This is a genomic window from Micromonospora craniellae (assembly GCF_014764405.1).
Taxonomy (GTDB): Bacteria; Actinomycetota; Actinomycetes; order Mycobacteriales; family Micromonosporaceae; genus Micromonospora; species Micromonospora craniellae.
In genome coordinates this window covers 5420951-5439310 of sequence record NZ_CP061725.1, presented here as the reverse complement: position 1 = coordinate 5439310, position 18360 = coordinate 5420951, and the positions used below count along the sequence as shown (strand labels likewise).

The 18360-nt window shown below is 71.0% G+C and carries 18 protein-coding genes; 7 read left to right on the top strand and 11 right to left on the bottom strand.

Annotated features, from left to right (window positions below):
* Positions 1-35 precede the first annotated feature (35 nt).
* Genes zwf through pgl form a run of 3 tightly spaced genes read left to right on the top strand, consistent with a single transcriptional unit; the run spans position 36 to position 3422 of the window.
* A complete protein-coding gene (gene zwf, locus ID554_RS24660) occupies positions 36-1550 on the top strand; it encodes a glucose-6-phosphate dehydrogenase (RefSeq protein ID WP_117227167.1) in 1515 nt (504 codons plus the stop codon).
* Between the two features lie 31 nt (positions 1551-1581).
* Positions 1582-2598, top strand: coding sequence for a glucose-6-phosphate dehydrogenase assembly protein OpcA (locus ID554_RS24655; RefSeq protein ID WP_117227166.1), 1017 nt, complete (start codon positions 1582-1584; stop codon positions 2596-2598).
* A gap of 59 nt (positions 2599-2657) precedes the next feature.
* Positions 2658-3422, top strand: a complete 765-nt coding sequence (pgl, locus tag ID554_RS24650) for a 6-phosphogluconolactonase (protein WP_117227165.1) — start codon at positions 2658-2660, stop codon at positions 3420-3422.
* Between the two features lie 167 nt (positions 3423-3589).
* Here pgl and ID554_RS24645 read toward each other — a convergent pair whose 3' ends face one another.
* From ID554_RS24645 to rapZ, 8 genes are all read right to left on the bottom strand, one after another.
* Complete coding sequence (locus tag ID554_RS24645) at positions 3590-3934, bottom strand: RNA polymerase-binding protein RbpA (protein ID WP_117227164.1); 345 nt, start codon at positions 3932-3934, stop codon at positions 3590-3592.
* A gap of 137 nt (positions 3935-4071) precedes the next feature.
* A complete protein-coding gene (secG, locus tag ID554_RS24640) occupies positions 4072-4332 on the bottom strand; it encodes a preprotein translocase subunit SecG (protein ID WP_117227163.1) in 261 nt (86 codons plus the stop codon).
* A 95-nt stretch (positions 4333-4427) separates the two neighbouring features.
* Entirely contained in the window at positions 4428-5219 is a 792-nt protein-coding gene (gene tpiA / locus ID554_RS24635; protein ID WP_117227162.1) for a triose-phosphate isomerase, read from the bottom strand.
* A gap of 3 nt (positions 5220-5222) precedes the next feature.
* Complete coding sequence (locus tag ID554_RS24630; RefSeq protein WP_117227161.1) at positions 5223-6482, bottom strand: phosphoglycerate kinase; 1260 nt, start codon at positions 6480-6482, stop codon at positions 5223-5225.
* Positions 6479-7483 (bottom strand): type I glyceraldehyde-3-phosphate dehydrogenase, encoded by a 1005-nt coding sequence (gap, locus tag ID554_RS24625; RefSeq protein WP_117227160.1) that lies wholly within the window; start codon positions 7481-7483, stop codon positions 6479-6481. Before gap ends, ID554_RS24630 begins: the two co-directional genes overlap by 4 nt.
* 333 nt (positions 7484-7816) lie before the next feature.
* Entirely contained in the window at positions 7817-8797 is a 981-nt protein-coding gene (whiA, locus tag ID554_RS24620) for a DNA-binding protein WhiA (RefSeq protein ID WP_117227159.1), read from the bottom strand.
* Positions 8798-8851: 54 nt separating this feature from the next.
* A complete protein-coding gene (locus ID554_RS24615; RefSeq protein ID WP_117227158.1) occupies positions 8852-9829 on the bottom strand; it encodes a gluconeogenesis factor YvcK family protein in 978 nt (325 codons plus the stop codon).
* Entirely contained in the window at positions 9826-10701 is an 876-nt protein-coding gene (gene rapZ / locus ID554_RS24610) for an RNase adapter RapZ (protein WP_117227224.1), read from the bottom strand. Before rapZ ends, ID554_RS24615 begins: the two co-directional genes overlap by 4 nt.
* A 305-nt stretch (positions 10702-11006) precedes the next feature.
* Between rapZ and ID554_RS24605 the strand changes: the two genes are divergently transcribed.
* On the top strand, positions 11007-11660 hold the full coding sequence (locus ID554_RS24605) for a hypothetical protein (protein WP_117227157.1): 654 nt from the start codon (positions 11007-11009) through the stop codon (positions 11658-11660).
* Between the two features lie 357 nt (positions 11661-12017).
* Here ID554_RS24605 and ID554_RS24600 read toward each other — a convergent pair whose 3' ends face one another.
* Together ID554_RS24600 and ID554_RS24595 are read right to left on the bottom strand one after the other, a co-directional pair.
* Positions 12018-12200 (bottom strand): DUF397 domain-containing protein, encoded by a 183-nt coding sequence (locus tag ID554_RS24600; RefSeq protein ID WP_117227156.1) that lies wholly within the window; start codon positions 12198-12200, stop codon positions 12018-12020.
* 24 nt (positions 12201-12224) lie between these two features.
* Entirely contained in the window at positions 12225-13079 is an 855-nt protein-coding gene (locus ID554_RS24595; protein ID WP_117227223.1) for a helix-turn-helix domain-containing protein, read from the bottom strand.
* Between the two features lie 147 nt (positions 13080-13226).
* Between ID554_RS24595 and ID554_RS24590 the strand changes: the two genes are divergently transcribed.
* From ID554_RS24590 to ID554_RS24580, 3 genes are all read left to right on the top strand, one after another.
* Entirely contained in the window at positions 13227-13751 is a 525-nt protein-coding gene (locus tag ID554_RS24590) for a hypothetical protein (RefSeq protein WP_117227155.1), read from the top strand.
* A gap of 124 nt (positions 13752-13875) precedes the next feature.
* Positions 13876-15762 (top strand): DNA helicase RecQ, encoded by a 1887-nt coding sequence (gene recQ / locus ID554_RS24585; protein WP_223884228.1) that lies wholly within the window; start codon positions 13876-13878, stop codon positions 15760-15762.
* Positions 15763-15804: 42 nt separating this feature from the next.
* A complete protein-coding gene (locus ID554_RS24580) occupies positions 15805-16269 on the top strand; it encodes a glycerophosphodiester phosphodiesterase family protein (protein WP_191088625.1) in 465 nt (154 codons plus the stop codon).
* Positions 16270-16272: 3 nt separating this feature from the next.
* On the opposite strand, the gene uvrC is transcribed toward ID554_RS24580, so the two are convergent.
* Entirely contained in the window at positions 16273-18219 is a 1947-nt protein-coding gene (gene uvrC / locus ID554_RS24575) for an excinuclease ABC subunit UvrC (RefSeq protein ID WP_117227154.1), read from the bottom strand.
* Between the last annotated feature and the right edge of the window lie 141 nt (positions 18220-18360).

The following is an 18360-nucleotide window of genomic DNA, read 5'->3' as shown; positions in this document are numbered from 1 at the left end:
ATGAACGACGTGGACGAGCGGAGCGAGGAGGCGGCGTGAACCCGCTGCGCGACCCGCAGGACCGGCGGCTGCCGCGGATCCCGGAGCCGTGCGCTCTGGTGATCTTCGGAGTCACCGGTGACCTGGCCCAGAAGAAGCTGCTGCCCGCGGTCTACGACCTCGCCAACCGGGGGCTGCTGCCACCCGGTTTCGTGGTCGTCGGCTTCGCCCGGCGGGACTGGAGCGACAGCGACTTCGCGTCGCTGGCCTGCGAGGCGGCCAAGGCGCACTCCCGCACCCCGTGGCGGGAGGAGGTCTGGTCGCGGCTGGAGCACAACATCAAGTTCGTCGGCGGCTCCTTCGACGACGACACCGCGTTCGACAACCTCGCCGCCTGCCTGGAGGGGCTGCGCGACAGCCACGGCATCCACGGCAACGCGGCGTTCTACTTCTCCATCCCCCCGGCGGCCTTCCCGGTGGTCCTCAAGCAACTCGCCCGCACCGGCATGGCCGACAACGAGAAGTGCGGCGGCTGGCGGCGGGTCGTGGTGGAGAAGCCGTTCGGGCACGACCTGCCCTCGGCCAAGGCGCTCAACGACCTGGTCGACGACGTGTTCACCCGGCAGGACGTCTTCCGCATCGACCACTACCTGGGCAAGGAGACGGTCCAGAACATCCTCGCGCTGCGGTTCGCGAACAGCCTCTTCGAGCCGCTGTGGAACTCGCAGTACGTCGACTCGGTGCAGATCACCATGGCCGAGGACGTCGGCATCGGCTCCCGGGCCGGCTTCTACGACTCCGTCGGCACCGCCCGTGACGTGCTGCAGAACCACCTCCTGCAACTGCTCGCCCTGGTCGCGATGGAGGAGCCGACCAGCTTCGACGCCGACGAGATCCGGGCCGAGAAGCTCAAGGTGCTCAAGGCGATCACCCTGCCGCGCGACATCGCCGAGGGCACCGTACGCGGGCAGTACCTGCCCGGTTGGGTCGGCGGCCAGCGGGCCAGGGGATACCTGGAGGAGGACGGCGTCCCGCAGACCTCGACCACCGAGACGTACGTCGCCGTGCGGCTGGGCATCCAGAACCGCCGCTGGGCCGAGGTGCCGTTCTACATCCGGGCCGCCAAGCGACTCCCCCGGCGGGTCACCGAGGTCGCGGTGATCTTCAAGCGGGCCCCGCACCTGCCGTTCAACCCGGCCGACATGGAGATGCTCGGCAACAACCAGCTCGTCATCCGGGTCCAGCCGGACGAGGGCGTGGTGCTCAAGTTCGGCTCCAAGGTGCCGGGGACCACGATGGAGGTCCGCGACATCGCGATGGACTTCCAGTACGGCGAGGCGTTCACCGAGTCCAGCCCGGAGGCGTACGAGCGTCTGGTGCTGGACGTGCTGATCGGCGACCGGACGCTGTTCCCGGACGCCGCCGAGGTGGAGCAGAGCTGGGCCGTGGTGGACCCGCTGGTACACGCCTGGGAGGGCACCAAGCCCGAGCCGTACCGGTCCGGTGAATGGGGTCCCCGGGCCGCCGACGAGATGCTGGCCCGCGAAGGCCGCGCCTGGCGGCGGGCGTGACCGGGCACCGCGAGCGAACCAGGAGGCTCCGTTGATCGGATTGTGGGACACCACCGGCAACGAGGTGGTGAAGGCGCTCGCCGCCGAACGACGCAATGCCGGTGGGGTGGCCAGCGGCATGGCCCTGACGCTGATCGTGGTGGTGGACGAGAAGCGCGTCCGCGAGGCGGAGGCGGCGGCCACCATCGCCGCCGCCGCGCACCCGTGCCGGCTGCTGGTGGTGGTCCGCTCCGACGTCGACCGGGACCGCAACCGCCTCGACGCGGAGATCGTCGTCGGTGGCCGGCTGGGCCCGTGCGAGGCCGTGGTGATGCGGATGTACGGCCGCCTGGCGCTGCACGCCGAGTCGGTGGTGATGCCGCTGCTGGTGCCGGACGTACCCGTGGTCACCTGGTGGCACGGCGAACCGCCGGACGAGATCGCCACCGACTTCCTCGGCGTGGTCGCCGACCGGCGGATCACCGACACCGCCCAGGCCGCCGACCCGATCGAGGCACTACGGCAACGTGCCCGCGACTACGCGCCCGGCGACACCGACCTCGCCTGGACCCGGATCACCCCGTGGCGCACCCTCGTCGCCGGCGCCTTCGACACCACCGAGGCGCAGCTCACCGAGGCTGCGGTGGTCGCACCGCCGACCGATCCGACGGCCGCGCTGATGCGTGGCTGGCTGCGCAGCCGGCTGGGCATCAAGCCGCGCTGGGAGCGGACCAAGGAGTTCCCCCGGATGCGCGAGGTGCAGCTGCGCTGCGCCAACGGCGACGAGTTGACGCTGACCCGGGACGACAGCATGGCCGTCTTCCGGCGCACCGGCCAGGAGGACCGGCTGCTGCCGCTGGTGCGTCGGCCGCTCGGCGACGAACTGGCCGAGGAGCTGCGCCGGCTCGGCTCCGACCAGGTGTACGCCGAGGCGCTCGGTGCCTTCGCCGGGCTGACCAACCTGGACCGGCGCTCCGGCCAGCGGGTGCACGTCTGGAAGGACCCGAGCACCGCCCGGCGGGCCGAGGCGGGCGTCACCGCGCACAACTCCACCAGCACCGTTTCCTGACCGTCCGGCCCGGGAATCCCACCACGACACCGACCGCCGTGCGGTCGCGGAAGGACAGCATGAGTGAGGCGAGTGTCGCCGTACACGCCGACGCGGATCTGCTGGCGCAGGCGGTCGCGGCGCGGTTGGTGGTGAAGCTGCTCGACGCGCAGGCCGAACGGGGCCAGGCGGCGGTGGTGCTCACCGGCGGACGGATCGCCGCGGCGGTCTACCGGGCGGTCGGCGCCCTGCCGGCCAAGGACGCGGTGGACTGGTCCCGGGTGGATTTCTGGTGGGGCGACGAACGGTTCCTGCCGGCCGGCGATCCGGACCGCAACGAGACGCAGGCCCGCGCCGCGCTGCTCGACGCGCTGCCGGTCGTCCCGGACCGGATCCACCCGATGCCGCCGTCGGACGCGGGCGCCGACCCGGAGGAGGCCGCCGCCCGGTACGCGGCCGAGCTGGCCCGGGCCGCCCGGCCCGGCACCGCTGCCCTGCCCCACTTCGACGTGCTGATGCTCGGCGTCGGCGAGGACGGGCACGTCGCCTCGGTCTTCCCCGAGCACCCGGTGCACTACGAGAGCCGTCCGGTCAGCGCGGTCCGGGGCAGCCCCAAGCCGCCGCCGGTGCGGATCACCCTGACCCTGCCGACCATCAACACCGCCGAAGAGGTGTGGCTGGTGGCCGGCGGCTCCGACAAGGCTCAGGCGGTCGGCATGGCGCTGGCCGGTGCCGGGCCGGTGCAGGTGCCGGCGGCCGGCGTCCAGGGCACCAGCCGCACTCTCTGGCTGTTGGACCGCGCCGCTGCCGCCGACCTCCCCGCCCGCTTCCGCAGCCTGCGCTGAGTGAAAGGAAGGGTCCCCTACTAACGCCTCGTGCATAGCAGGGGACCCTTCCTAACATCCGGTGGCGTGGTCGGCCGGACCGGATTCAGCGCGGGCGCCGGGTTCAGCGGGCACCGGGTTCAGCGGGCACCGGGTTCAGCGGGCACCGGGTTCAGCGGGCACCGGGTTCAGCGGGCGCCGCGTTGGCGGCGCAGTGCCGTGAGGGCCTCGGCGAGGATCGCCTCCCCCTCCGCCTCGGTACGCCGCTCCTTCACGTACGCCAGGTGGCTCTTGTGTGGCTCGGCTCGGACCCGGCCGGGCGGGTCGTGGGCGTCCGGACCGGCCGGCAGACCGCAACGCGGGCAGTCCCAGGTGGGCGGGGCCTGCACCTCGGCCACGAGACGGATGTCGGTGCGGTGCCCGTTGCGGCACCAGTAGCTGACCGACCGGCACGGGACCGGCTGATGGCGTTCAGGATGGCGTGGGGGCGCGGACCCGACCCGGGCGCCCCGGATGACATTGCCGTTCGACACGGCGCTCGCTCCTGTCGTCGGAGGGGACCGCCGTCGAGGGGTGGACGGCGGGCGACGCGGTGCAGCGGGTGAAACGGACTGCGCGCGGCCCGTCGAGTGACGGACCGCGCGCAGATTGTACGACTGGAGGGCTCGGCTCAGACCCCCGTGCCGACTTCGAGCCGGAGCCAGAGCCCGAGCCCGACGATGCAGGCGAACCAGACGATGCCCACCAGGACGGTGTAGCGGTCGAGGTTCTTCTCGGCCACCGACGACCCGGCCAGGCTGGAGCTGACCCCACCGCCGAACATGCTGGACATCCCACCGCCCTTGCCCCGGTGCAGCAGAATCAGCAGGACGAGCAGGAAGCTCGTGATGACCAGCAACACGATCAACGTGTAGGCGAACCAGATCGGCATGGCGGGGGTCAGTCCTCTCGTTACGATCCTCGCCCGGACAGTTCGGGCACGGCGGCACCGACCGGCGGACGGGCGGAGTCAAGGATAGCGAGCGATCAGCCGGAGATGTGCTCCGGGAACCGGCAGATCTTCGCGAACTCCTCGGCGTCCAGGCTGGCGCCGCCCACCAGGGCACCGTCCACGTCCGGCTGCGCCATGATCGCGGCGACGTTCGACGACTTCACCGAACCCCCGTAGAGGACCCGGACCTGGTCGGCGGTGGCCTGGTCGAAGGTCTCGGCGAGCCGGGACCGCACCGCGCCGCACACCTCCTGGGCGTCGTCCGGGGTCGCCGTCTTGCCGGTGCCGATTGCCCAGACCGGCTCGTACGCGACCACGACCTTGGTGACCTGCTCGGCGGAGAGCCCCTTGAGGGCCCCGTCGAGCTGGTCGGCGCAGTGCGCCACGTGCCCGCCCTGCTCGCGGACGTCCAGCCCCTCCCCCACGCAGAGGATCGGGGTGAGCGCATTGGCCAGCGCGGCCTGCACCTTGGCGTTGACCAGCGCGTCGTCCTCGTCGTGGTAGGCACGCCGCTCGGAGTGCCCGATCACCACGTAGGTGCAGCCCAGCTTCGCCAGCATCGACCCGGCGATCTCACCGGTGTACGCGCCGGAGGCGTGCGCCGAGAGATCCTGCGCGCCGTAGCCGATGAGCAGCTTGTCCCCCTCCACGACGGTCTGCACCGTGCGCAGGTCGGTGAAGGGCGGCAGGACCACCGTCTCCACGTCGGTCAGCTGCTTCTCGGTGAGGCTGGCCGCCAGCTTCTGCACCAGCAGGTTCGCCTCTAGGTGGTTGAGGTTCATCTTCCAGTTGCCAGCCATCAGCGGCCGGCGGGGAGCGCTCGTCATCAGTCAGTTCTCCAGGGCCGCGATGCCGGGGAGGGTCTTGCCCTCCAGGTACTCCAGGGAGGCGCCACCGCCGGTGGAGATGTGGCCGAACGACTTCTCGTCCAGGCCGAGCGACCGCACCGCCGCCGCCGAATCGCCGCCACCGACCACGCTGAACGCCTCGGACTCGGCGATCGCCTCGGCGACCCCCCGGGTGCCGTTGGCGAACGCGGCCATCTCGAACACGCCCATCGGGCCGTTCCAGAAGATCGTCCGGGTGCCGGTGCGCAGCGCGGCGGCGAACCCGGCCACGGTCTCCGGGCCGATGTCGAGCCCGACCCGGTGGCTGGGGATGCCGTCGGCCGGCACCACGTCGTGCGCGGCGTCCGGGGCGAAGGCGTCCGCGGCCACCACGTCGACCGGGAGCATGATCTTGCCCGCGCCGCGCTCCAGCAGGTTGCGGCAGGTGTCGACCATGTCCTTCTCAAGGAGCGAGGTGCCCACCTCGTGACCCTGCGCCTTGAGGAACGTGAAGCACATGCCGCCACCGATGAGCAGCCGGTCCACGGTCGGCAGCAACGCCTCGATCACGGCGAGCTTGTCGGAGACCTTGGAGCCGCCCAGCACCACCACGTACGGCCGCTCGGGCGAGGAGGTGAGCGTGGAGAGCACCTCCACCTCGCGCAGCACGAGGCGGCCCGCGACGTGCGGCAGCCGCGCGGGTACGTCGTAGACGCTGGCGTGCTTGCGGTGCACCGCACCGAACGCGTCGTCGACGTACGCGTCGCCCAACGCGGCGAGCTGATCGGCGAAGGCGCCACGCTCAGCGTCGTCCTTGCTGGTCTCGCCCTTGTTGAAGCGCAGGTTCTCCAGCAGCGCGACCTCGCCGTCGGCGAGCGCCGCCACGGTGGCCTGAGCCGACTCACCGACCGTGTCGGTGGCGAAGTGCACCGGCGCGCCGAGCAGCTCACCGAGCCGGCCGGCGACCGGGGCGAGGCTGAACTGCGGGTCCGGTGCGCCCTTCGGCCGACCCAGGTGCGAGCAGACGACCACCTTCGCACCGGCGGAGACCAGCGCACCCAGCGTCGGCAGCACCGCCCGGATCCGACCGTCGTCGGCGATCCTCACTCCGTCCGGAGCGCCGCCTTGCGGCGCGGAGGCGGAGTCATGATCGGTGATGTGGCCGGTCTGCTTGTCGAGTGGGACGTTCAGGTCGGCGCGCACCAGCACGCGCCGACCCGACACCCCCTCGGCGAGCAGGTCGTCGAGGTTGCGGATGCTCACAGCGACTTACCGACCAGCTTCACCAGGTCGACCAGGCGGTTCGAGTAGCCCCACTCGTTGTCGTACCAGCCGACGACCTTGACCTGGTTGCCGATCACCTTGGTCAGCGGCGCGTCGAAGATGCAGGACGCCGGGTCGGTGACGATGTCGGCCGACACGATCGGGTCCTCGTTGTAGACCAGGATTCCCTTGAGCGGGCCGTCGGCGGCGGCCTTCAGCGCGGCGTTGACCTCGTCCACCGTGGTCTCCCGACCGACGGTCACGGTGAGGTCGGTGGTCGAGCCGGTGGGGATCGGCACCCGCAGCGCGTACCCGTCGAGCTTGCCCTTGAGGTCCGGCAGCACCAGGCCGATCGCCTTCGCGGCACCGGTCGAGGTCGGCACGATGTTCAGCGCGGCGGCCCGGGCCCGACGCAGGTCGGAGTGCGGCGCGTCCTGCAGGTTCTGGTCCTGGGTGTACGCGTGGATGGTGGTCATCAGACCCTGCTTGATGCCGAACGTGTCGTGCAGCACCTTCGCCATCGGCGCGAGGCAGTTCGTGGTGCAGGAGGCGTTCGAGATGACGGTGTGCTTGGCCGGGTCGTACTCGTCCTGGTTGACGCCCATCACCACGGTGACGTCCTCGTTCTTGGCCGGCGCCGAGATAATGACCTTCTTGGCGCCGCCGTCGACGTGCGCCTTGGCCTTGGTGGCGTCGGTGAAGAAGCCGGTGGACTCGATGACGATGTCGACGTTCAGGTCACCCCACGGCAGCGCCGCCGGGTCCCGCTCCGCGTACGCCTTGATGGTCTTGCCGCCGACGGTGATCTCGTCGGCGGTGGCCTTGACCTCGTGCGGGAGACGACCCAGAATGCTGTCGTACTTGAGCAGGTGAGCGAGCGTCGCGTTGTCGGTCAGGTCGTTGACGGCCACGACCTCGACGTCAGCGCCGGACGCCAGCACTGCCCGGAAGAAGTTACGGCCGATCCGGCCGAAGCCGTTGATGCCAACCCGGATGGTCACAGGTCCCATCTCCTCGCGTTCTGGTTCGCCGGCGTGGAGACCCTCGGCCGGCGAAGTGATGTGCGCCGACCGTTGGAGCCGGCCGTTGACGGTTCATCTCGGCCACCCCGCCACGGTCCGAGGGACCTGACCGCCCCGAGGCGGTGGGTACGGCGGGGAGCGCCGGTGCCGGCCCCCTTGCCGTACGCAGCGACCATATCCGAGCCCGGCGAGCCGTGCCGCGCCGGGTGGTTGCCCTCACCCGCGCCGCCGGACGCCGCACCGCCACGACGACGCGCGGCGACGAGGACGCGCCTCGCCGGCCCGCCCGCGCCGGGACGACCCACCGTCCTATCAGACCACGAGCATGTCGGGCGTGACGGCCGCTTCGGTATCCGGGATGCCCAGGTCGCGGGCCCGCTTGTCGGCCAGCGCCAGCAGCCGGCGGATCCGCCCGGCGATGGCGTCCTTGGTCAACGGTGGGTCGGCCAGCACGCCCAACTCCTCCAGCGACGCCTGCCGGTGCTCCAGCCGCAGCCGGCCGGCCGAGGTCAGGTGCTCGGGCGCGTCGTCGGCGAGGATCTCCAGGGCCCGGGTCACCCGGGCGGCGGCGGCCACCGCCGCCCGCGCCGAACGCCGCAGGTTGGCGTCGTCGAAGTTGGCCAGCCGGTTGGCCGTCGCCCGCACCTCGCGGCGGACCCGGCGTTCCTCCCAGGCCAGCACGCTGGAGTGGGCACCGACCCGGGTGAGCAGCGCGGCGATCGCGTCACCGTCCTTGACCACCACCCGGTCGACGCCGCGCACCTCCCGCTGCTTGGCGGTGATGCCGATCCGGCGGGCGGCACCGACCAGCGCCAGCGCCGACTCGGGCCCCGGGCAGGTGATCTCCAGGGCGCTGGAACGGCCCGGCTCGGTCAGCGAGCCGTGCGCCATGAAGGCCCCCCGCCAGGCGGACACCGCGCAGCAGACGTTGGCGGCGACCACGTGCGGCGGCAGCCCGCGCACCGGCCGGCCCCGCACGTCCAGAAGACCGGTCTGCCGGGCCAGGGCCTCGCCGTCCTTGACCACCCGGACGATGAAGTGGCTGCCCTTGCGCAGCCCGCCGGAGGCCAGTACGTGGATCTCGCTCGGGTAGCCGTAGACCTCGGCGATCTCGCGCCGCAACCGGCGGGCCACCGCGCCGGTGTCGAGTTCCGCCTCCACCACCACCCGCCCGGAGACGATGTGCAGCCCACCGGCGAACCGCAGCAGCGCGGCCATCTCCGCCCGCCGGCAGCAGGGCTTGGGCACGTCGACCCGACTCAGCTCGTCCTTGACCGCAGCCGTCATCGCCATTGTGCGTCCCCTCACGGACCCGTTCCGGCGTGTCGCCGGAGATTACGTACGTGTCTAACGATCGGCGCCCAGTACGGGCACCAGGGCGGCGCCCAGGGCGGCCGGATCATGCCGGGGAGTGCTGTCATCGACCGCGACGGGAGCGAGGACCAGTCGGGCTCCCAGAGATTCTGCCGCACGGTCGACCGGTTCGGGAGCACCGACCGCCTTGGCGTCGGCGAGCACGACGTCGACCGTCAGTTCCGGCAGATACCAGCGCAGCGCCGCCAGGTGGTCGGCGACGGAGAGACCGAGCGTCTCCTTCTCGGCGGCCAGGTTGAGGGTGACCAGCCGCCGGGCCGGGCTGGCCAGGATCGCCGCGGCCAACTGCGGCACCAGCAGGTGCGGCAGGACGCTGGTGTACCAGCTTCCCGGGCCGAAGATCAGCCAGTCGGCGGCGCCGATCGCGGCGACCGCCTGCGGGCACGCCGCAGGCGCCTGCGGGGTCAGTCGCACCGACTCGACCCGGCCGGTGGTGACCGCCACCTGATGCTGGCCGCGTACCGTGCACACCTCGTCCGGGCGGCCGGGGTCCGCGCCGCGTACCCGGGCCTCGATGTCGACCGGCTGGCAGGACATCGGCAGCACCCGCCCGACCGCGCCGAGCATCGCCCCGGCGTGCTCCAGGGCCGCCACCGGGTCGCCGAGCTGCTCCATCAACCCGGCGATCACCAGGTTGCCCACCGCGTGCCCGCCCAGCCCGTCACCCCGACCGGGCAGACCGCGGGTCGCCGGGCCGAAACGATGCTGGAACAGCCCGGCGCTGCGTCGGGTGGCCGGATGGTCGCCGGCCAGCGCGACCAGCGCCTGCCGCAGGTCGCCCGGGGGTAGTCCGCCCCGCTCGGCGCGCAGCCGCCCGCTGGAGCCACCGTCGTCACCGACGGTCACCACCGCCGTGATGTCGAGATCGAGTCCGGGGGCGCAGCGACGTAACGCCCGCAAGGACACGGACAGGCCGTGTCCACCCCCGAAGGCCACCACCCGCACCGTCATTCCCGCCCCAGATCCCGATGCTGTGCGTTGGCGGCCAGCCCGGCACGACGCAAGCGGGCGGCCAACTCCTCGGCGATCGCCACACTGCGGTGCTTGCCGCCGGTGCAGCCGATCGCCACGGTCAGATACCGCTTGCCCTCCCGCTCGAACCCCGAGGTGGTGGCGCCGACCAGGTCCGCGTACCCGTCCACGAACGCGTCGGCGCCGGCCTGGCTCAGCACGTACGCGCTGACCGCCTCCTCCCGACCGGTGTGCTCGCGCAGTTCCGGCACCCAGTACGGGTTGGGCAGGAACCGGGCGTCCATCACGAAGTCGGCGTCCGGCGGCAGGCCGTACTTGAAGCCGAACGAGATCACGGTCAGTCGCAGCCGCCGCGCGTCCTCCGCACCGAACAGCTCCTCGACGCGTCGGCGGAGCTGGTTGACATTGAGGTGGCTGGTGTCGATGATCACGTCGGCCTGGTCGCGGGCCTCCTCCAACAGTCCCCGCTCGACGGCGATGCCGTCGGCGAGCCGCCCGTCACCCTGCAACGGATGCGAGCGCCGCACGCTCTCGAAGCGCCGGATCAGCACCTCGTCGTCGGCGTCGACGAAGACCACCCGGGGGGCGTAGCCGCGTTCCTTCAACTCCCGGATCGCCTCGGCCAGGTCGGTGGAGAAGGCGCGTGAGCGCACGTCCAGCACCATGGCCGTACGCCGGGCCGCCCCACCGGCCTTCACCGCCAGCTCGGCCATGTCCAGCAGCAGCGCCTGAGGCAGGTTGTCCACCACGTAGAAGCCGACGTTCTCCAGGGCCCGGGCCACGGTGCTGCGCCCGCCACCGGAGAGGCCGGTGACCACGACCAGGGTGGTGTCCGTCTCGCCGGCCACCATCCCGGACTGCTCAGCGGGTACGCCGCCGTGGTGACCGGTCGTGTACGCCTCGCCCACCCATCAACCCCCAAGCCGTGGCGCCGCGGTCGGTGCCGACCGGGCATGGTCAAGCGCCGACTCTAGCTCGCCGCTCCCGACCCGACGGAACGCACCGCCGCACCCGCCCACCAGCACCTCCCCGCACGCCCTGGGGTGTAAGGAGGGGACCCCTGCTATACACGAGGCGTTAGAAAGGGTCCCTTCCTTACACGGGTCGTGTCGGCTGACTGACGGCACGTGACGCCCGGGGCCGTTATCCTCCGGAAATGGGGAGGCACGGGGCGCGGCTGCGCTGGGTGGTGGCCCTTGTCTCGGTCACGATCGCGGTGCTGGCCACGGTGGACCGCTTCGTCGAACGCGAACGTGAGTGGGCACACGGCGGCGACCAGGTCGCGGTGACCGTCGAGGCCCGTCTGCCGGAGCCGGACCAGGTGACGGGCACCGCTGCCGCGCTCGGCTGGCCGCACGCGACCGACCGCGTCCGCGGCGATCCTGACCGGCAGTCGGTGGTGCTGCGACTGCGCTGGTCCGGGCCGCCGCGCAAGGGCTCCTACCAGGTCATGGTCCTGGACAACCGCAACTCACCACCCCGGGCGCTCAGCCCCGAGGGTGGCTCGGACGCCGCCGGTGACACCGGCTTCAACTGGGCTGACGCGTACGAGGTGCTGGCCGCCCGGTACGACTGGCTGGCCGACACCGCCGCCCGCGAGGAGTCCGACGGTACGGAGAGCGGCGCGCCGCACGCCGGCGCGATCGGCACCCGTGCCATCGGCGACGGCAGCCTGATCGCGGTCTTCCGGCTCGATCCCGGGGCACTGCCGCTGGACGACCCGTCCCGCCTGGTGGTGGCCTTCTGCCACGTCGACGCCGACGGCGAGGTGCGCTGGGCCAAGCGCGTCCCCGTCCCCCCAAGCTACTGAACCCACCCACCCCGCCCCTGCTGCCCCGCCACACCCGCCCCTCCCCCGTCGATCATGGAGTTGCGGCGCTCACAAAACATCATTTACCAAGGCAATGCGTCCGCCACAACTCCATGATCGACGGGGCGGGGGGTGAGGGCGGCCTGTCGTGCAATTCCCGTTCAGGCGGAGCCGGGGTGCCACCGAGGGCCGAGGGCCTCGTCGGGTGGCGCATCCAGCGAAAGCGCCTCGATCACACTGAGCAGCTGACGGGAACTGTCATGGTCAGACCAGCGACCCAGCCTCAACGTGGCACCACAGCTAGCCGACACGCCGGGGTGAGACCAGCTGCACTGCCACGATCCGCGTGCTGGCTGATCAGTCGCGCAGCGTGGTCACGAACGCCGACCAGGCGGCCCGCTCGAAGCGCAGCACCGGCCCCACCGGATCCCTGGAATCCCGCACCGCCAACCCGCCACCCACCTCGGCCACCTCGATGCAATCAGACCCGCTCGCGCTGCTGCGGCTGCTCTTACGCCACTTCAGGTCGTCAGTGGTCATCGGGCGGCCCCTTGTGAATGCAGGTCAAACCGGATAGTCGTCAGCCACCCGGCCCAGGAAGGCAACCGACTCGTCGGGGTCGAGCGCCTTGGCCCTGAGGTGGTCGAACATGAGTCTATATCGAGTCACATGCCTCTCCTCCTCAAACAGGATGGTGCTGGAGTCGTTGTCGACGTAGACCACCGTTGGGTCCAACAAGGGATCGGCGTAGTCAAGCAGGGCGAAGGGGCCGCCCATCGCCGCGTGGGCGCCAGCCGAGAAGGGCAGGATCTGCACCTCGACACTCGGTAGCTCACACGCCTCGACCAACCGTGCGACCTGCGCGCGCATCACCTTCGGCCCGCCGACCACCCGACGAACGGCCGCCTCGTCGATGACGATCCACAACCTCGGCGGCTGGTCCCTGGCGAGCAGCGCCTTCCGAGCAAGCCGAGCCGCCACCCGCCGATCGATCTCATCCTGGTCGGCGGTGCCGCGACCGGCCCTGACAATCGCGCGGACATACTCTTCGGTCTGCAGCAGACCCGGCACGTAGAGGCTCTGGAACGTGCTGATGGAGTCCGCTTCGGCCTCGAAGCCGACGTAGTCGTCCGGCAACACGTCACCGTATGCACTCCACCAACCCTTTTGACGGGCTTGACGGTGCAGCGCGGTCAGCGTCTCCCGTTCCTTCTCGGTGGCACCGTAAAGGTCGAGCAACGTCTCCACGTCCTTGGCCATCACCCGCGAATGCCCGACCTCGAATCGGATGACCTTCGTTCGATGCCAGCCGAGCTGCTTGGCCACCTCCTCAGCGGTGCGACCTGTCCGGTCACGAAGACGACGCAGTTCCCGTCGAAGGCGACGGGCTCTGATCGTCGGGCTCGGCACCTGCGCCACGCTCACACCTCCACCCAGAGCCACCGATTCTTGACTAACAGCCATGATTGAATCAAGTCGTCGCCTCGAAAAACAAGACGTTGCATTTTTCGCCGACATGACCCAGGATTACTGTAACCGCTTCACTACTCACGGGCAGGAGAGGGTATGACTGACAACCGGTCGTCGCAATGGGGGCGGTGGAGCGCGCGACCCAACGGCTTCCAGGAGGATCTGTCCGCCGTACTCGATGGGGCTGACGTTTCCGAACGACAGCGGGCCGCCATCGCGCACGCGTTGACCAGGTCGAGCGCCCTCACCTCGTACGTCGATGCGCTGGTCGACCGGTACACGACGGAGCGCGAGCGGCGGTCGGACGACCGGCCACCCACCAACGCGGGGCGCTTTCCCCGGCGCTGGACGCTGCACCTGACCTACCTGGCCGTCGACCCGCAGGAGGCTCGGGAACACGCGGTCACGTACACGGAGGGCTTGACGATCCTCCGGCCCGAACTGCCTGCGGGTGCCGCGCTGCTGTCGCGGGCCGACGCCTGGAACCACGTCGAGCCGGTGTTCTGCGGTCGGACAGGCCCGGACAACGAGATCTGCATGGACGTCACCGGCCACCCCGGCTTCCACCGCGCGACCGGCCTCGGCGGGCTCTGCTGGGGCGACGGCGACGCGAGCCGATGATCGCCGGACCACTGTCATGCCACGTGCGGTATGGCGCTGGTGACGTACACCCGATGCGGGAGATGATGACGTATTCGGGAATGGCGGCCCCGACAGCCAACGGTGTGCCTCGTAGAATCCTCGGATGGTCTCCCCCGCCGACGTGAGCGTCACCGACCTGGCCACCTCCGACGCGCCTGCCGGTGAGAAGGTGACAGCGGCGCTCGACGTGCTGCGGCGGGTCTTCGGGTACGACGCGTTCCGTGGTTTCCAGCAGGAGGTCATCGAGCACGTGGTGGCCGGCGGTGACGCGCTGGTGCTGATGCCGACCGGCGGCGGCAAGTCGCTGTGCTACCAGGTTCCGGCGCTGGTCCGTGACGGCGTGGCGGTGGTGATCTCGCCGTTGATCGCGCTGATGCAGGACCAGGTCGACGCGTTGACCGCCGTCGGGGTACGCGCCGGTTTCCTGAACTCCACGCTGGATCTGGACACCCGTCGGCTGGTCGAGGCGGAGTTCGTCGCCGGGGAGATCGACCTGCTCTACCTCGCCCCGGAGGCGCTGGCCAGCCGGGCCACGTTGAGCCTGCTGGACCGGGGCCGGATCAGCCTGTTCGCCATCGACGAGGCGCACTGCGTGTCGCAGTGGGGCCACGACTTCCGGCCGGACTACCTCAACCTGTCGATGCTGCACGAGCGCTGGCCGGGCGTGCCCCGGATCGCGCTGACCGCCACCGCGACCAGCGCCACCCGCACGGAGATCGCCACCCGACTCAACCTGACCGAGGCGCGGCACTTCGTGGCCAGCTTCGACCGGCCCAACATCCAGTACCGGATCGTGCCCAAGCGGGAGGCGCGCAAGCAACTGCTCGCCCTGCTGCGCGACGAACACCCGGGCGAGGCCGGGATCGTCTACTGCCTGTCCCGCTCCTCGGTGGAGAAGACGGCTGAGTTCCTGGTCGCCAACGGCGTCGACGCGCTGCCGTACCACGCCGGTCTGGACGCGGCGACCCGCGCCGCCAACCAGCAGCGGTTCCTGCGCGCCGACGGCGTGGTGATGGTGGCGACGATCGCCTTCGGCATGGGCATCGACAAGCCGGACGTCCGCTTCGTCGCCCACCTCGACCTGCCCAAGTCGGTCGAGGGTTACTACCAGGAGACCGGTCGCGCGGGCCGGGACGGACTGCCGTCGACCGCCTGGCTGGCGTACGGGCTCCAGGACGTCGTCCAGCAGCGCAAGATGATCGACACCTCCGAGGGCGACCTCGCCCACCGGCGCAACCTCGCCGCGCACCTCGACGCGATGCTGGCGCTCTGCGAGACGGTGCGCTGCCGCCGGGTGCAGCTGCTCGACTACTTCGGCCAGCGCCTGGACGGTGACTGCGGCAACTGCGACACCTGCCTGGCCCCGCCGGAGTCCTGGGACGGCACGGTTGCCGCGCAGAAGCTGCTGTCCACGGTGTTCCGGCTGGACCGGGAACGCAACCAGCGATTCGGGGCCGGGCACTGCGTCGACATCCTGCTGGGCCGCAGCACCGACAAGATCGTCGCACACCGGCACGACTCACTCACCGTCTTCGGCATCGGCGACGATCTGAGCGAGGCGGAGTGGCGGGGCGTGGTACGCCAATTGCTCGCCGAGGGCCTGCTCGCCGTCGAGGGCGACTACGGCACCCTGGCGCTCACCGACGCCAGCGCCGAGGTGCTCGGCCGTCGGCGTACCGTGATGATGCGCCGGGAGCCGGCACGTCCGGCGAAGGTGGCCAAGCCCCGGGGCGCGGCCACCGTGGTCGCGGAGCTGCCAGCCGAGGCCGCCGGCACGTTCGAGCGCCTGCGCGCCTGGCGCGCGGCGACCGCCAAGGAGCAGGGCGTACCCGCGTACGTCATCTTCCACGACGCCACGTTGCGGCAGATCGCCGCCGACGCCCCGTCCTCGCTGGCCGAGCTGTCGCGGATCAGCGGTGTCGGCGAGAACAAGCTGGCCAAGTACGGCGAGCCGATCCTCGGGGTGCTCGCCGGGGCCCCTACGCCGTAGCGTTCCTGGCCTATCGTCAACGGCAACTTGGGGAGGGAACTGGTGGCGTCCGGGTCCAGTTGGCTGGCGCACACCCCGATTGCACACCGCGGGCTGGTGGCGACCGACCGCCCCGCCAACTCGCTCGCCGCCTTCGAGGCCGCCGCCTCCGCCTGCGAACTCGACGTACAACTCACCGCCGCAGGGGAACTCGTCGTCGTCCACGACTACGACCTGACCGGCGTAGCCGTGCATGCCCTGCCCGGATCGCCGGCTGACGTGGGTCTCGTACCAGCGGCACTTCGCGGTGTACTCCCAGGCGACCGGCTCGCCGTCAGCATCGGTGACCACGGCGGAGAGGTCCTTGACCGTACGCTGTGGACTGTCGTCCCAGCCGCTGCTCACGACGATGTTCTTGTCGCGGGTGTGCGGGTCGTCGTTCTGTGGGCTCACCAGCACACCGGATTCGGACAACCGCATCAACCCGTGTCGCCGATGGACGCCCTGAGGGGTGACCACGTGGGCTGAGCCTCAGTCGGCGGCAGTGGGCGACGTGCCCCCGCCGAGCGCGGTGAGGATCGCCTCGGCGGTGCGGCGGCCGACGCCGGGGACCTCGGTGATCTCGTCCACAGTGGCGGCCGAGAGGCGCTTGAGGGAGCCGAAGTGGCGCAGCAGCGCCTTGCGGCGTACCTCGCCGAGGCCGGGGACGCTGTCCAGCGCGGAGGTGGTCATCCGCTTCGACCGGCGCTGCCGGTGGAAGCCGATGGCGAAGCGGTGCGCCTCGTCGCGTACCCGTTGGAGCAGGTAGAGCCCCTCCGAGGTGCGCGGGAGGATGACCGGGAAGTCGTCGTCGGGCAGCCAGACCTCCTCCAGCCGCTTCGCCAGACCGCACAGCGCCACGTCGTCGACACCCAGCTCGACCAGGGCCTGGGCGGCGGCGGCCACCTGCGGTGCGCCGCCGTCGACCACCACCAGTTGCGGCGGATACGCGAACTTCCGGGGCCGCCCGGTGGTGGGGTCGACCAACACACCCACCTCCGGCTCGTCACCGGCGGACTCCACGCCCGCCTCGCCGGTCTCGGCGCGGGAGTCGAGGTAGCGGGCGAAGCGGCGGCGCAGCACCTCGGACATCGCGGAGAGGTCGTCGGTGGCGCCCCGGATGATGAACCGGCGGTACTCGCTCTTGCGGGGCAGGCCGTCCTCGAAGACGACCATGCTGGCGACCACGTCGGTGCCCTGGATCTGCGAGATGTCGTAGCACTCGATGCGCAACGGCGCGGTCCGCATGCCGAGCGCGTCACTGATCTCGTCGAGCGCCTTGCCCCGGGTGGTCAGGTCGCCGGCCCGCTTGAGCTTGTGTCGGGCCAACGCGTCCTTCGCGTTGCGCTCGACGGTCTCCATCAGGGTGCGCTTGTCGCCGCGCTGCGGCACCCGCAGGGTCACCCGGCCGCCCCGGTGGTTCGAGAGCCAGTCGGCGAGGGCCTCGGCGTCGGCGGGCAACTCCGGCACCAGCAGCTCGCGCGGGACGTCGGTCTCGCCCTGTTCGCCGCCGTAGACCTGGGTGCAGAAGTGGTGCACCAGGTCGCCGGTGGTGAGCTCCTCGGTCTTCTCCACCACCCAGCCGCGCTGGCCGCGTACCCGACCGCCGCGTACGTGGAAGACCTGCACCGCGGCTTCCAGCGGGTCGTCGGCGAACGCGACCACGTCGGCGTCGGTGCCGTCGCCGAGCACCACGGTCTGCTTCTCCATCGCCCGACGCAACGCGGCGACGTCGTCGCGCAGCCGGGCCGCCCGCTCGAACTCCAGCGCCTCGCTGGCCTCGGCCATCTCGCGTTCCAGCTTGCGCACCATGGTGTCGGTGCGTCCGGCCATGAAGTCGCAGAAGTCGTCGACGATCTCGCGGTGCCGCTCGGCGGTGACGCTGCCGACGCAGGGCGCCGAGCACTTGCCGATATAACCGAGCAGGCACGGACGACCCACCTGACCGGCCCGCTTGAACACCCCGGCGGAGCAGGTCCGCGCCGGGAAGACCCGCAGCAGCAGGTCGAGCGTCTCGCGGATCGCCCAGGCGTGCGAGTACGGCCCGAAGTAGCGCACCCCCTTGCGCTTGGTTCCCCGCATCACCTGCAACCGGGGGTACTCCTCGTCGAGGGTGACCGCCAGGTACGGGTACGACTTGTCGTCGCGGTAGCGGACGTTGAACCTCGGGTCGTACTGCTTGATCCAGAGGTATTCGAGCTGGAGCGCCTCGACCTCGGTGCCGACGGTGACCCAGTCGACCGACTCGGCGGTGGTGACCATCTGCTGGGTGCGCTGGTGCAGGCCCCAGAGGTCACCGAAGTAGGAGTTGAGCCGACTGCGCAGGTTCCGCGCCTTGCCGACGTAGATCACCCGGCCGGTGCCGTCGTAGAAGCGGTAGACCCCCGGCGCCTCGGGGATGGTGCCCGGCGCGGGACGGTAGGTCGACGGATCAGCCACGCTCCGAGACTAGTCGCCACCTCCGACAACCCTGATCATCCCCACTTGACCCTTTCCCCGATCGGGTGGGGCCGGCGTACCGGGAAGTCGTGATTGATGCCTTCCAATCTCGGGTGCCGCCGCCTACCATCCAGTAACCGA

Coding starts and splice junctions, on each gene's coding strand:
- pgl (WP_117227165.1), top strand. CDS start 2,658: ATGAGTGAGGCGAGTGTCGCCGTACACGCCGACGCGGATCTGCTGGCG.
- secG (WP_117227163.1), bottom strand. CDS start 4,332: ATGCCGATCTGGTTCGCCTACACGTTGATCGTGTTGCTGGTCATCACG.
- tpiA (WP_117227162.1), bottom strand. CDS start 5,219: ATGACGAGCGCTCCCCGCCGGCCGCTGATGGCTGGCAACTGGAAGATG.
- whiA (WP_117227159.1), bottom strand. CDS start 8,797: ATGGCGATGACGGCTGCGGTCAAGGACGAGCTGAGTCGGGTCGACGTG.
- ID554_RS24615 (WP_117227158.1), bottom strand. CDS start 9,829: ATGACGGTGCGGGTGGTGGCCTTCGGGGGTGGACACGGCCTGTCCGTG.
- rapZ (WP_117227224.1), bottom strand. CDS start 10,701: ATGGTGGCCGGCGAGACGGACACCACCCTGGTCGTGGTCACCGGCCTC.
- ID554_RS24605 (WP_117227157.1), top strand. CDS start 11,007: ATGGGGAGGCACGGGGCGCGGCTGCGCTGGGTGGTGGCCCTTGTCTCG.
- ID554_RS24600 (WP_117227156.1), bottom strand. CDS start 12,200: ATGACCACTGACGACCTGAAGTGGCGTAAGAGCAGCCGCAGCAGCGCG.
- ID554_RS24590 (WP_117227155.1), top strand. CDS start 13,227: ATGACTGACAACCGGTCGTCGCAATGGGGGCGGTGGAGCGCGCGACCC.
- recQ (WP_223884228.1), top strand. CDS start 13,876: ATGGTCTCCCCCGCCGACGTGAGCGTCACCGACCTGGCCACCTCCGAC.